Genomic DNA, 14034 nt, shown 5'->3' on the forward strand with positions numbered 1-14034 from the left:
TGTATACGAACACAAAAATCAAGCTGATAAGATTGTCCAAGCTATTGATAAGGATGCTGAAGCTTATAGTGTGTTGTATGAAGTGAAGTGAAAAAACCACTCATTTCCAATCAAAAGACAAAACCCCATTGACCCATATTGAAGATAATGACAAAGAGAAAGGGTTTTTGATTTGAATTATCAAAAACCCTTTTAGGTTATTTTGGATATTTTTTATTTAAGGTTTGAGATCCTTAGGGGAGGGGTTGAGATATTTTTTATTGAGAATATATATATGATGCTAGCTTTACCATTTCAAACAAAACAAACTGCCCTTGCTAGGTTGAGAATCATAAGTGATTTTTATTTTATGACGTTTGCAAAGCTCTTTGACAAGTGCTAAACCAATACCAAAACCACCTTGTGAATCGTTAAATCTACTATAACGTTCAAAAATTTTGTCTTTTAGCTCTGTTTTTATCCCACAACCATTATCTTTTATACATAATTGACCTATTTTTAGGTCTATCCAAATTTGTCCTCCATCTGGTTTGTTGTATTTTATAGCGTTATTTAAGATATTATCAATAATACATTTTATTTCATCTTCATTAGCATTAATAGAGGTTGGTTTGAGTGAAATATTAAGTTTTATATGTTTTTGATGGAGTAGAGGGGTAAAGAAGTCTAGCCTTTGCTCTAAAATCGTTTTCATATCTATAGATTTTATTTCTCCGATGCTTTTAGAAAAATTATAAAAAAGAAGATTTTGATAAATACTTGCAATGGTTTTTGCAGCGACCTGAATACGATTTATCTTTTTGATGTTGTCTGAAGAGAATTTTTTTTGATCCAGTCTTTCAATACTCATTAAAATAATGCTTACAGGTGTGTTGATTTCGTGAGTGGTATCTTTAATGAAGCGATCAAGGAAAGATATTTTGTTTTGGAGTGGTCTTAGGGAAAGTTTGAGTAGAGAATATGCTATCATACCCACTCCAATAAGGGATAATAACAAAAATCCAGCAGTCTTTAATCTTAAGTGCCAAATATCAGGGAGTATATAGGCTCCTTTCATTACTATGTGGTAGTTAAAAGAAGCAGGATGTGGTAGTTGTTTTTTATAATGTTTGTATCGCCTCATTTGATAAAAATCTATAAAAATATATCCTTGAAATATATGGATACCATTGCCTTTGAAATATTTTTTTTTAGGATATTTTTCAAGCTTGTTATACAAGATATTGCCAAGTTTGTCATAGATTATAAAATTTCTATTTAAATCAAGTATTTTTATTTTTTCTAGCACTCTATTATCAAAACTGCCATTTTTATCAATAAGCTGCACTAATGTTATATAGTCTTCGCGTAAATCACTACTTTTTTCATGGATAATTAGACCATAACCTCTATCATAATAAATAGTAAAAAATATACTTAAAAAAATTCCTGTAGTGAGTAAATAAAGTAGGAGGATTTTAAATATAACAGATTTTTCTTCAGGATTTGACATAGCAATAACCATTTCCTCTTTGGTTAATTATTTTATTTTTTCCAATAAGAGAGCGTAGATTTTTTATATATACCCTTAAGCTCATATCGCTGGGATTTTCATCATAGTCCCATAATTTCTCAAATATTGTTTCTTTGGTGATGATTTGGTTGGGATTTTGAAGGAAAAGACCTAGTAGTTCTATTTCTTTTTTTGGCAAAAACAATAGCTCTGTGTCTTTGTAAACACTTTTGGTTTCGAATTCAAATTTCACACCATTGCCAAAATCTTCAAAATTTTCCTTTCGGTGAGTGAAAGGTCTTTTTAAAAGTGTCTGGATACGTAGTAGAAGTTCTTCAAGCTTGAAAGGTTTTCTGATATAGTCATCACAACCACTTTTATAACCTTGTTGTAGATTTTCTATATTAGCAAGAGAAGTGATAAAGATTGCTGGAGCCATTTTACCCATATTTCTAAGTGTTAACAGGACATCAAAGCCATTTTTTTCAGGCACCATTACATCAAAAAGATAAATATCAAAATTTTTTTCATAAGCTATATCTAAAAGTTCTACCCCATTGCTACAATGTATGACTTCAAAATGATGCTCATTTAAAAATTCTAAAATAATTTCAGCAAGTAAAATATCATCTTCTAATAAAAGGATTTTATTAGGCATATTATCCGCCTCGTAATTTTTTTGTAGCTTTTTTTAAGCTATCTAAAAGGTATTCGATATCCTCCAAAGAATGTGTGTAATGGAGACTCACTCGAAGCCAACCAGGTTTAGTTTTGAGTGATCTAGAATCTAAATCCTTCATCTGAAGTAAATCGTGTCCATAAGGACCTGCACAACTGCATCCAGCACGTGTTTCTATCTGATAAATATTGCTTAAAATAAATGCAAGATCATAAGGAGAAATACCGGCTATATTGAAAGAAACAATCCCTAGTCTTTCATTTGAATCATTACCATATATTTTGAGTGCAGGTATTGATTTTAGTTCATAAAGAAACATTTGAGTGAGGATATGTTCCCTCCGTCTAATAGCTTCTAGTGAATATTCATTCCTGATTTGATAGGCTAGGGCTGCACGATATACTTGTAATAATCCCGGTGTTCCTGCCTCTTCTCTGATCTCAATATCATTGAAATATTCTTGAGTTTTTCTATTGGCATATTTTATTACTCCACCACCAGCGAAACTAGGAGGGATGTCATTGCATACCAAATCTTTTTTTATTATGAGTAAGCCACTTCCTCCTATACCTCCTAAAAGCTTATGCGGAGAAAGAAAGGCAGCATCAAATAAATTTGCTTCAATATTCATATAAGCAGAAGAACTTGCCATATCAAAAATTGGTATTGCTCCATATTTTCTACTCATTGTAGAAATTGTCTCATAAGGAGATAAGATACCTGTAACATTTGATGCGATACTGAAAGAAGTATATGAAAATTGATGGCTTGAAAGCATTTTTTCAAGCACATTCAAATCAATTTTGCCTTCTTTGTCCAAAGGTATCCTTTGAACTTCACAAAGTCCTTCTCTCCAGCTGATTTCATTAGAATGGTGTTCATAGGGACCAATCAACACACCAGGTAAGGTTAATCCTTTGAGTTTACTAGAAATAAATTGTTTAGTTTTAGAGGGGATATAAATTCCAGTGATTTCTTGAAATTTTTTGATAGAGCTAGTCGCTCCAAAACCACAAGAAAGTATGGCAAAGTTTTCAGTAAGTTCTAAATTTTTTTTTAAAATTTCTTTGCTTTTTTCATAAAGATCAACCATTAAAGAAGCATGATTTGAGGCTTTTGAATGGGTATTAGCATAGTAGGGCAATACTTTAGATATACGTTTTTCTATCAAAGAACTTGCTAATCCTGAAGCTGTCCAATCAAAATACCTCACACCTTTTTTGAGGATTATGCTTTCCTTGAGCTGTTTAAGTTTATCTATATCATGATTAAGGAGTGGTTCAAAAAAGGCTTTTAAGATTTTATTTTTTTGAGTCATTCATCTCGCCTTAAATTAAATCACCCCATTTTAGCTTAGCCCCTCCAAGTATATGGAAATGCAAATGAGGGATTTCTTGTCCACCATCTGTCCCAATATTTGTAATGATACGATAACCTTTGTCTTTTATACCAAGTTCTTCGACCACTTCTAGGATAAAATCGCTCATCTCAGCCATTAAATCTGGAGTGATTTCATTAAAATTTTTGATGGATTTTTTCGGTATGGTCAAGACATGGATAGGGGCTTTTGGCGAAATATCATGGAAGGCTAAGAATTTTGAATTTTCTAAGACTTTTTTGCATGGAATTTCCCCTGCAATGATTTTTTCAAATATATTCATTATTTCCTCCTTTAAAATTTTTAAAATTATATCTATTTCTAAAGTTATTTTGATTAAAATCGTGCGTTAAATTGAGAACATAAACATACATAAGTATAATAAAAATAAAAATTAGGAAGACGCTTGGAAACTTTATTAAAAAAATTACAAAATGCTCATGATTCTCAAGAGCTTGAATCTATCCGTATAGAAGCATTAGGTAAAAAAGGCATTATCACGCAAAAATTTTCTGAGTTACGGAATCTTGAAGGTGAGGAGAAAAAAAATTTTGCTCAAAAGCTTAATGAAATCAAGCAAAATTTTGAAACTATTTATCATGCAAAAAAAATAGATTTAAAAACTCTTGAACTCAAAGCTTCTCTTGAAAAAGAAAAAATTGATCCTACTTTATTTCAATCAAGAACTCATCGTAGTATTGGTCATCCAATCAGTTATACTAAAGATAGAATCATTGATTATTTTATGCAGTTGGGTTATGAATTATGCATAGGTCCTTTGGTTGAAGATGATTTTCATAATTTTGCAGCTTTGAATCTACCTGAATATCATCCTGCCAGGGATATGCAAGATACATTTTATTTCAAGGATTTGATGTTGTTGCGGACACATACTTCACCTGTGCAAATCAGGACGATGCAATCTCAAACTCCTCCTATTAAGATGATTTGTCCAGGTCCTACCTTTAGAAGAGATTATGATTTAACACATACACCAATGTTTCATCAGGTTGAAGGATTGGTCGTTGATAATGACAATAAGGCTAGTTTTGCTAATTTAAAATATACTCTGGAAGATTTTTTAAAGTATATGTTTGGTGATGTTAAAGTTAGATTCCGATCAAGTTTTTTTCCTTTTACAGAACCAAGTGCTGAAGTGGATATTAGCTGTGTTTTTTGCAAGGGTAATGGTTGTAGAGTTTGCTCAAATACTGGTTGGCTAGAGGTATTAGGCTGTGGGGTAGTAGATGAATATGTATTTGAAGCAGTAGGTTATAAAAATGTGAGTGGATATGCTTTTGGTATGGGTATTGAAAGGCTTGCTATGCTTACTTGTAATGTGAATGATTTGCGTAGTTTTTTTGAAACAGATTTAAGAGTATTGGAGCAATTTTAAAATGATAATTTCAACATATTTATTGTCTAAATTTATAAACCTTTCAAATATCAATATTAAAGAGCTTTGTGATAAATTAAGCAATATTGGTTTGGAGGTAGAATCTTGTTATAAGCTTGATTTGCCTTCAAAGGTTGTTGTAGGAAAAATCATCGAAAAAATACCTCATCCTGATGCAGATAAGCTCAATGTGTGTAAAGTAGATATAGGTGAGGAAGTGCTTCAAATTGTTTGTGGGGCAAAAAATGTAGCTAAAGATCAATATGTACCTGTAGCACTTGAAGGTGCAATGTTGCCTCATGGAAAAGGTGGGAATCTCAATATTACTAAGACAAACCTCAGAGGTGTGGATAGTTGTGGGATGATTTGTTCAAGCACAGAGCTTGGATTGCCAAATATCAATGAGGGTATTATGGTCTTAGATAAAAGTATTGGGAATTTGGAATTGGGCAAACAAATTAACGAATATTCAATATTCAATACCCATATTATTGAAATTTCACTCACACCAAATAGAGGTGATTGTCTTTGTGTATTAGGTATAGCTAGAGAAATCAGTTGTATATATGATTTAAATATTTCTAATTATAGGGATATTGAATCGGGTGTAACTTTGGGTGTAGGAAAGATATTGCAAGTATTTACTGAAGGTAAAATTCAATCTTCTTTGCTTTATAAAGCACTTGAAGTAAAACAAATTAGCACTCCTTTAGAGATTCAATTATTTTTAGCACTTAATAACACGTTTAGTCAAAATCCAGTTCAAAATTTTATTGAATTTGGAATTTACATGACAGGAGTTATTCTTAATGTTTATGCATTGGATTCTTATGAAATTATTTCTTCAAATAAGAGTGTAGAAACTCGTTTGAATATTAAAAAAGATGAAAATGGATTTGAGGCTGTTTTTGGCGATAAAAAACTTTCTATTATTGGTGTGGGCAACCAAGTCCAACAAGATCTTAATACATTCCCTAAAATTATCATTATTGAGGCGAGTTATATTGATCCTGTTTGTATTTCGAAATTGCTTTTTAAGCATAAACCTAAAGCAGATAAAAATCTTATATATCGGACTACTAGAGGTAGCAATCCAGAACTTGAGATAGGTATTAATTGTTTATGTGGTTTGTTTATGGATTTTACAAAATGCCTTATTTATTCAGGTACGCAGGAAGTTAAGCAAGATTATGAAGATAAAGTTATTAATACGACCTTTGGAGCTATCTGTAATACGATCGGAAAAAATATTGAAAAAGAAGAAATAGCCAATATATTAAAAAGTCTTAATTTTACAATTAAGGCTACTTGTGATGATAATTTTTTTACAATCATTCCTCCAAGCTATAGACATGATATTCGCACAAAACAAGATGCAGCTGAAGAATTGTTGCGTATTTATGGTATTGAAAATATTGCTCCAATGCCTCATTTTTATTCTGAAAAATCAAATACAAATCCAGGATATTTTCACTATAAAAATCAAAGAAATATTGCTAATTGTGCTATTGGAGTAGGATTTGTAGAAACCATTCATTATCTTTTTTATCAAAAAGAAAGGCTGAAGTATTTAGGCTATCAAGTTCTTAAAGATGAACTTGATTTATTAAATCCTATCAATTCTGAACTCAATACTCTTAGGACATCACTTATTCCAGCAATGCTTGATTCTGTAGCGAGGAACAAAAATTTTGGTTACAAAAGCATAAAAATATTTGAAATAGGGAGTGTTTATGATGAAGATAGGATAGAGAAAACAAACATAGCTTTTGTTGTCAGTGGGTTAGAGCAAAGTGAAATTTATCCTAATCCTAAGGGTGTAGATTGGGATTTTTATCATTTTGCTAAGAATATTTCTTCTATTATTGGTCATTTTGAACTCAAAAACCTTGATAGCTATATGTTTAATAAAACTATTCATCCTTATCAAAGTGCAAGTGTTTTTATCAACAATCAAAAAGCTGGTATTATCAGTAAAATAAATCCAATCCTTTGTGAAGAAATGGATATTGAAAATGGATTTTATTGTGAGGTTGATATGGACTTGTTGAGTCAAAAACATATATTTGCAAAAGAATTTTCTAGATTCCCCTCAAGTCTAAGAGATATTACTATAATAATAGATGAGGACATAGCATTTGATGAAATTCAATCCGAAATTCTAAATTCTAATATTAAATATCTCAATAATATTTATCCATTGGATATTTATAAGGATATATCTTTGGTGGGTAAGATTGCATTGAGTTTACGTATTGTGATTCAAGCTATTGATACTACACTAAAAGAAGAAGATTTAGTTTTTACAACAGATGAAGTTTTGAAAATCTTGCAATGTCGGTTTGATGCTAAATTGAAGGATTAATGGGTGAAAAAAATACTTATCAATCCAGCAAAAAAATTTGAAATACAAATAGACAATATTGCTACAGATAAGTCTATTTCACATCGTTGTGCTATTTTTAGCCTTTTGAGTAATGAGGCATCATATGTTGTTGATTATTTATTAGGTGAAGATACTTTAAATACCTTAAAAATAGCTAAAATGCTTGGACTAGAGGTTGAAGAGATTTCTCAAAATAAAATGAAATTCATTCCCCCTAAAAATGGTATAAAAGAGCCTGATGATATTCTTGATTGTGGGAATGCTGGCACAGCTATTCGACTTTATGCAGGACTGCTTGCAGGCAAGGAAGGGTATTTTGTTTTGAGTGGGGATAAATACTTAAGACATAGACCAATGCAACGTGTTATAAAGCCATTAAAAAATATAGGGGCTAAAATTTATGCTAAAGAAAATAATTCTTTAGCACCAATAACAATCATTGGCACTAAATTAAAACATTTTTCTTATCAAAGCCCCATTTCATCTGCTCAGGTAAAAAGTGCGATGATTTTGGCTGCGTTGAACGCTGATGATATTTCGCATTATACAGAATCTACCCTTAGTAGGAATCACACTGAAAATATGCTCAAAGGTATGGGGGCAGATATCAAAAATAAGGATAATGATATTCAGATTATGCCTTTAAATTCTCCCCTTAAGGCATTAAATATTCAAATACCTTCAGATCCATCAAGTGCATTTTTTTTTGCTATTGGAGCGGCTATTGTCCCAGGTGCTAAAGTTTTACTTAAAAATGTTTTATTGAATCAAACCCGTATTGAAGGTTTTGAAATCTTGAAAAAAATGGGTACAAAAGTAGAGTATTTTATTTCAAATAAAGACTATGAGGTTGTTGGAGATATTTATATAGAACAAAAATCGCTTTGTGCTATCAGTATTGAGCAAAATATTTCTTGGCTTATTGATGAGTTGCCTGCATTGAGCATCGCAATGGCAATGGCAAAAGGAAAGAGTCAAGTGAAAAATGCCAAAGAACTTAGAGTAAAAGAATCTGATAGGATAAAATCAGTCATTTGTAATCTAAAAAAAATGGGTATTGAATGTGAGGAATTTGAAGATGGTTATAGTATTGTTGGTGGTGAATTGAAATCTTGCAGTGTGAATAGTTTTGGTGATCATAGGATAGCTATGAGTTTTGCTATTGCAGGATTAGTGAGTGGCATTGTAATTGAGGATTGTGAATGTATTGATATTTCTTTTCCAAATTTTTTAGATATCCTTAAAAATATCACCAAAATTCAATTTCAATAGTTTTAAGGAAAATATATGGAAATAAAAATGGCTAAAAACTATGGTTTTTGTTTTGGGGTTAAGCGAGCTATACAAATTGCCGAAAAAACTAAGGATAGTATTACATTAGGACCACTTATTCATAATCCTAAAGAAATTTCAAGACTTGAGATGAAATTTGGTGTCAAAGTACAAGAAGATACTCGTGCTATAAAAAATGGACAAAATATCATTATCCGTACGCATGGTATTCCAAAAAATGATTTAGAATATCTTAAGAATAAAGAAATCCAAATCACTGATGCAACTTGTCCTTATGTGACCAAACCCCAGCAAATTGTCGAACTGATGAGTAAAGAAGGGTATCAGATAATTATTTTTGGAGATAAGGCACATCCTGAAGTGAAAGGAGTAATGAGTTATTCACAAACTGAACCCATCGTCATCGGATCGTTTGAAGAACTCAAACAAACAAAAATCAAAAAAAAAGTAGCCCTTGTATCTCAAACTACTAAACAAGCCCAAGATTTATTGGAAATCTCATCTTATTTAATCACTCATTGTTATGAAACACGGATATTCAACACAATCTGCAATGCTACTTTTGATAATCAAGAGTCTGCAAGGGAGCTTAGCAAAGAAGTTGATATTATGATTGTTGTAGGCGGAAAGACTTCTTCAAATACAAAACAACTCCTTAATATCGCATTACAAAATTGTCCAAAAAGCTATCTTGTTGAAGATGAGAATGATTTGATTCCTGAATGGTTTATAGACAAGAATTTATGTGGGATTACTGCAGGAGCTTCGACGCCAGATTGGATTATTGACAAAGTCAAGAAAAAAATTTTAGAGATTGAGGAAAGTTTAAAAATCTAGTTTAAAATTTAAGCCTTTAAAAGGAAATTAAAGATAAAATGTAGAAATTAAATTTAAAAGGTAGCGGATGAAAGTGGTTTTAGAAAATCTTGAAGACTTCGAAGAAGGCGAAGACTTTGCAAAGCTTTTAGAGGAAAGCGAAAAATCTTATGATAAAGGTACAATTAAAGAGGGTACTATCGTATCAATCAACGATGAATATGCAATGATAGATGTTGGAGAAAAAATAGAAGGCAGATTGAGCATTTTTGAGATAAAAGATAACGATAATAATCTTTTATTTAAACAAGGCGATAAAATCCCTGTTTATACTTCTCAAGGCAGGGGAGAGCGTCCTAATGTTTCTTATAAAAAAGCTATCAAAAATGAAAAACTACAGGCTAAAATCAAAGAATTGGGAGAGGATTATAGGGATAAAGTCATTGAAGGGAAGGTTATCAAAAAAAATAAAGGAGGTTATATTGTAGAATCTGAAGGTATAGAATATTTTATGCCTAAATTCAATTCTTCTTTAAAAGATGATGCAAAAAATATTGACAAAAAAATAAAAGCTTGTATTGTTAATATTCGTCCTGAAGATAATTCAATTATTATATCTAGAAAGAGATTTTTTGAGCTTGATGATAAAAATCAAACTGAAGGTGCAAAAAAACTTGTTCAATCAGATGCTGTTCATACAGGTATAGTAAAAAATATTACTACATTTGGTATGTTTATAGAAATTGATGGAGTAGAAGGACTTGTCCATTATACTGAGATCAGTCATAAAGGACCTATAAATCCATCTAAATATTATAAAGAAGGAGATAAGGTTCAAGTTAAAGCAATTGCTTATGATGAAGCTAAAAAGCGACTTTCTCTTTCTATCAAGGCTATTGGTGAAGATCCTTGGAAAGAAATCCAAAAAGAACTCAAAACAGGTTATGCTATTAAAGTGATTGTAAGCAATATTGAGCCTTATGGTGTATTTGTTGATATTGGTAATGATATTGAGGGGTTTTTGCATATTTCTGAAATTTCTTGGGATAAGGATATTAAACATCCAGCTGATTACTTAAAAATTGGGCAAGAAATTGATGTTGAAGTGATTGAAATTGATTCGCAAAATCGGAGATTGCGCGTTTCACTAAAAAAATTACTTGAAAAACCTTTTGTTGGTTTTTGTAAAAATCATAAAACAGGAGAAGTTATTGAAGGTAAAATCGCTACTCTCACTGATTTTGGAGCTTTTGTAAATTTTGGTGGTGTGGATGGTTTGTTGCACAATGAAGATGCTTTTTGGGATAAAAACCAAAAATGCAAAGATCAATTTAAAGTCGGTGATGTAATAAAAGTAAAAATCATCAAGATTGACAAAGAAGCTGAAAGAATATCTTTGGGTATAAAAGATTTTAAATCTTCTCCTGCAGAAGAATTTGAAAAGAAATATAATATTGATGATATTGTCAAAGGAGATGTTATTGATATTAAAGATTTTGGAATTTTTATCAAAGTAGATGGTATGGATGCCCTTATCAAAACAGAAGACTTGTCTCCTTTAAAAAAAGAAGAAGTTAAGATTGGAGATGAGATACAAGGTGTTGTTGCCTTTATTGATAGGACAAACAATAAAGTTCGTGTTTCTGTCAAAAAGCTAGAACGTAAAAAAGAAAAAGAAGAACTCAAAGCTTTCAATTCTGATGATAAAATGACCTTAGGCGATCTTATCAAAGATAGAATCTAAAATTATAGTTATCTGAATATGAGATTAAAAATACTATTGGGATTGGTAATTTTAATAGTATTATTCATTCTGTCTATATATTTTCTTTTTATATATCATAAATTCATACCTAAAAATATTTACGAGGTTAGTCATTCTAAAATTTCTTTGGAAAAAAAAGATTTCAAAGAAAATGAACCCTCTTGGTTACCTAATTTTGCACAAAAACCTTTGCCTTATTCTTATCCTGCTACAGAAATAAAAATTGGTGTTGAGTTCAAAAATTCTAATGAAAAAAACAGTGCTACAAAAATAATTATTAATCAATTGGATGATTATAAATTTTCTTGTTTGAATGAAGTTTTCAAGGAAGAAAAGGTTGAATTTGCTTATTATCAATCCAAAGATTCTATCAATATGATCGTTTTTTTGCCCAGTAATAGAAAAAAAGAGCAAATCTTACAAGATCTCAGATATTATGAGATACAATATAAACTCCAATGATTCTAGGAGGATAGATATGCATAAAATAATTGTTTGTGATCATATTCATCAAAAAGGACTTGATTTATTGATGAATCAAAATGATATTCAAGTAGAAAATCTTGCACACCTTCAAAAAAATGATCTTTATCGCCATTTAATCGATGCTGATGTTGTCATCACAAGAAGTTCTACAAGTATAGATGCTACATTTCTTCAATCGGTTGGTAAACTCAAAGCGATTGTGAGAGCTGGTGTAGGAGTAGATAATATTGATATATTGAATTGTTCCAAAAAGGGTATTGTTGTTATGAATGTACCTACTGCAAATACTATTGCAGCTGTTGAGTTGACAATGGCTCATATTATAAATACAGTGAGGAATTTTCCTGGAGCAGATTCACAGCTTCGCATTGAAAGAAAATGGAAACGTGAGGATTGGTATGGCACAGAACTTAAAGGGAAAAAAATAGGTATTATAGGTTTTGGAAATATTGGTTCTAGGGTTGGTATTAGGGCAAAGGCATTTGAAATGGAGGTAATTGTTTATGATCCATATATATTCCCTTCAAAAGCTACTGATATGGGAATTATATATACAAAAAATTTCGATGATATTTTAAAGTGTGATATTATCACTATCCATACCCCAAAAAATGAAGAGACAAAAAATATCATATCAGCCAAAGAAATAGAGAAGATGAAAGAGGGCGTTATTTTAATCAATTGTGCAAGAGGTGGGTTGTATAATGAAGATGATCTTTATAATGCCCTTAAAAACAAAAAAATTCGTTGGGCAGGTATTGATGTTTTTGCCAAAGAACCTGGAATAGATAACAAACTCCTTGATTTAGACAATGTTTATGTGACTCCTCATATTGGTGCTAATACACTAGAATCTCAAGAACAAATAGCTCTTCAAGCAGCTCAAGCAGCTTTAGAGGCTGCTAGGGGTGCGGGTTATCCCAATGCTTTAAATTTGCCTGTGAAAGAAACAGAATTACCTGAGAATATTAAAGCCTATTTAGATTTAACTCAAAAACTTGGCTTCTTTTGTGCTCAGGCAAATAAAGGAGTTATTACCTCTATTCAGCTTTTGATAGAAGGAGAGATTGGTAAATATTCTAATTCTATGGTTACTTTTGCATTGGTGGGGGCATTAAAATCTTCATTGGGGGATAATATTAATTATGTCAATGCTCAATTCATTGCTAAAGAAAGAGGTATTGAAATAGTTTTTAAAACAAAAGAGCTTTCCAATTCGTATAAGAATCTTATCACGCTTACACTTACAACATCTGAAGAGTCTTTGAGTGGAAGTGGTACTGTATTTGATGAAAATATTATTAAGTTAACCAATATCAATGGTTTTAATATTGACATAGAGCCAAAAGGAAAGATGATACTTTTTAAAAATACCGATGTTCCTGGTGTTATTGGTAATGTAGGTAATATTTTAGCAAAATATAATATCAATATTGCAGATTTTAGACTTGGAAGGAATATGAAAAAAGAAGCTTTGGCTTTGATTGTGGTAGATAATCAAATCCCTGAAAATGTTATCAATGAACTCAAAAATATCCCAGCTTGTTTGGGTATCAAAACCGTTACAATTTAATTATTTCTTTTCATAGTGACTGGGAATAGATTGGTTGTATGGATTTTGAGGATTTCAAGAGTATTTTTTCCATCTTTTAAAGAAGCTATTTTTTTAACAAAATAGCTTCCAGCTACAACAATATCAATTTTATCTTTTAATGCTTGAATTTGATTTTTATTTTGGATACCAAATCCAAGTGCAATTTTTTTAGTGCAATTTTTTCGTACAAAATCAATCCATTCGAATAGAAATTCATCTATACAAGTTTTTTCTCCAGTGATGCCACTTCTAGCGACAACATATACGAATTCACAAGAGGTATTTTTAGATAATTTTTGTATCCGTTTGGCGGGCATGCCAGGTGTGATGAGTTCAATGACATGAATATGATAGTTTTTAGCGATTGACCTTAAGCCTTCATCACTTTCAAATGTTAGATCGGGTATGATGATGGCTATTACACCACAAAGTTTAGCTTTTTTAATGAATTTTTCAATACCAAAAGTAAAAATAATATTTGCATAAGTCATTATTATAATTTTAGTGTTCGTATATTTAGTAGATAGAAAATTTGTTATTTCAAAACCATCTTTGATTTCAAATCCATTTTTGAGTGCTATATTGCAAGCATTTTCTATGATAGGACCATCAGCATTAGGATCAGAAAAAGGGAATTGTATCTCAAGAAAATCAGCTCCACCTTCACAAATACCCATAGCAGCTTCAATACTTTGTTTTTTATTAGGGTAACCAGCTATAATATGCCCCATAAATTGTATATTTTTCAT

At 31.0% G+C, this 14034-nt stretch carries 12 protein-coding genes; 7 read left to right on the forward strand and 5 right to left on the reverse strand.

Annotated features, from left to right (window positions below; all coding sequences use genetic code 11):
• Window positions 1–286 precede the first annotated feature (286 nt).
• Genes BKH44_RS00005 through BKH44_RS00020 form a run of 4 tightly spaced genes read right to left on the reverse strand, consistent with a single transcriptional unit; the run spans window position 287 to window position 3832 of the window.
• Window positions 287–1504, reverse strand: coding sequence for a HAMP domain-containing sensor histidine kinase (locus tag BKH44_RS00005; RefSeq protein WP_095268905.1), 1218 nt, complete (start codon window positions 1502–1504; stop codon window positions 287–289).
• Window positions 1479–2150: a response regulator transcription factor gene (locus BKH44_RS00010; RefSeq protein WP_095268907.1), complete on the reverse strand. Its 672-nt coding sequence runs from the start codon at window positions 2148–2150 to the stop codon at window positions 1479–1481. The genes BKH44_RS00005 and BKH44_RS00010 overlap by 26 nt, the downstream gene beginning before the upstream one ends.
• 1 nt (window position 2151) lies before the next feature.
• Window positions 2152–3489, reverse strand: coding sequence for an aminotransferase class V-fold PLP-dependent enzyme (locus BKH44_RS00015; protein WP_095268909.1), 1338 nt, complete (start codon window positions 3487–3489; stop codon window positions 2152–2154).
• Window positions 3490–3499: 10 nt separating this feature from the next.
• Window positions 3500–3832, reverse strand: a complete 333-nt coding sequence (locus BKH44_RS00020) for a histidine triad nucleotide-binding protein (RefSeq protein WP_095268911.1) — start codon at window positions 3830–3832, stop codon at window positions 3500–3502.
• 123 nt (window positions 3833–3955) lie between these two features.
• Here BKH44_RS00020 and pheS point away from each other — a divergent pair, with 123 nt between their 5' ends.
• The 7 genes from pheS (at window position 3956) to serA (ending at window position 13264) form a co-directional block, all read left to right on the forward strand.
• Window positions 3956–4945 carry a phenylalanine--tRNA ligase subunit alpha gene (gene pheS, locus BKH44_RS00025; protein WP_095268912.1) on the forward strand — a complete coding sequence of 330 codons (990 nt, stop codon included), beginning with the start codon at window positions 3956–3958 and terminating at the stop codon, window positions 4943–4945.
• Window position 4946: 1 nt separating this feature from the next.
• A complete protein-coding gene (pheT, locus tag BKH44_RS00030; RefSeq protein ID WP_095268915.1) occupies window positions 4947–7310 on the forward strand; it encodes a phenylalanine--tRNA ligase subunit beta in 2364 nt (787 codons plus the stop codon).
• A 3-nt stretch (window positions 7311–7313) separates the two neighbouring features.
• Window positions 7314–8603 (forward strand): 3-phosphoshikimate 1-carboxyvinyltransferase, encoded by a 1290-nt coding sequence (gene aroA / locus BKH44_RS00035; protein ID WP_095268917.1) that lies wholly within the window; start codon window positions 7314–7316, stop codon window positions 8601–8603.
• Between the two features lie 15 nt (window positions 8604–8618).
• Window positions 8619–9461: a 4-hydroxy-3-methylbut-2-enyl diphosphate reductase gene (locus BKH44_RS00040; protein WP_095268919.1), complete on the forward strand. Its 843-nt coding sequence runs from the start codon at window positions 8619–8621 to the stop codon at window positions 9459–9461.
• Window positions 9462–9528: 67 nt separating this feature from the next.
• The gene (locus tag BKH44_RS00045) at window positions 9529–11184 is read left to right on the forward strand and encodes a 30S ribosomal protein S1 (protein ID WP_095268921.1); all 1656 of its coding nucleotides are present in this window, start codon (window positions 9529–9531) and stop codon (window positions 11182–11184) included.
• A gap of 147 nt (window positions 11185–11331) precedes the next feature.
• Complete coding sequence (locus tag BKH44_RS00050; RefSeq protein WP_095268923.1) at window positions 11332–11667, forward strand: hypothetical protein; 336 nt, start codon at window positions 11332–11334, stop codon at window positions 11665–11667.
• Window positions 11668–11683: 16 nt separating this feature from the next.
• Complete coding sequence (gene serA, locus BKH44_RS00055; RefSeq protein WP_095268925.1) at window positions 11684–13264, forward strand: phosphoglycerate dehydrogenase; 1581 nt, start codon at window positions 11684–11686, stop codon at window positions 13262–13264.
• Here serA and trpA read toward each other — a convergent pair.
• Entirely contained in the window at window positions 13261–14034 is a 774-nt protein-coding gene (gene trpA / locus BKH44_RS00060; RefSeq protein ID WP_095268927.1) for a tryptophan synthase subunit alpha, read from the reverse strand. The genes serA and trpA overlap by 4 nt on opposite strands.

It is taken from the genome of Helicobacter sp. 13S00477-4 (assembly GCF_002272785.1).
In the GTDB taxonomy this organism is placed as follows: Bacteria; Campylobacterota; Campylobacteria; order Campylobacterales; family Helicobacteraceae; genus Helicobacter_J.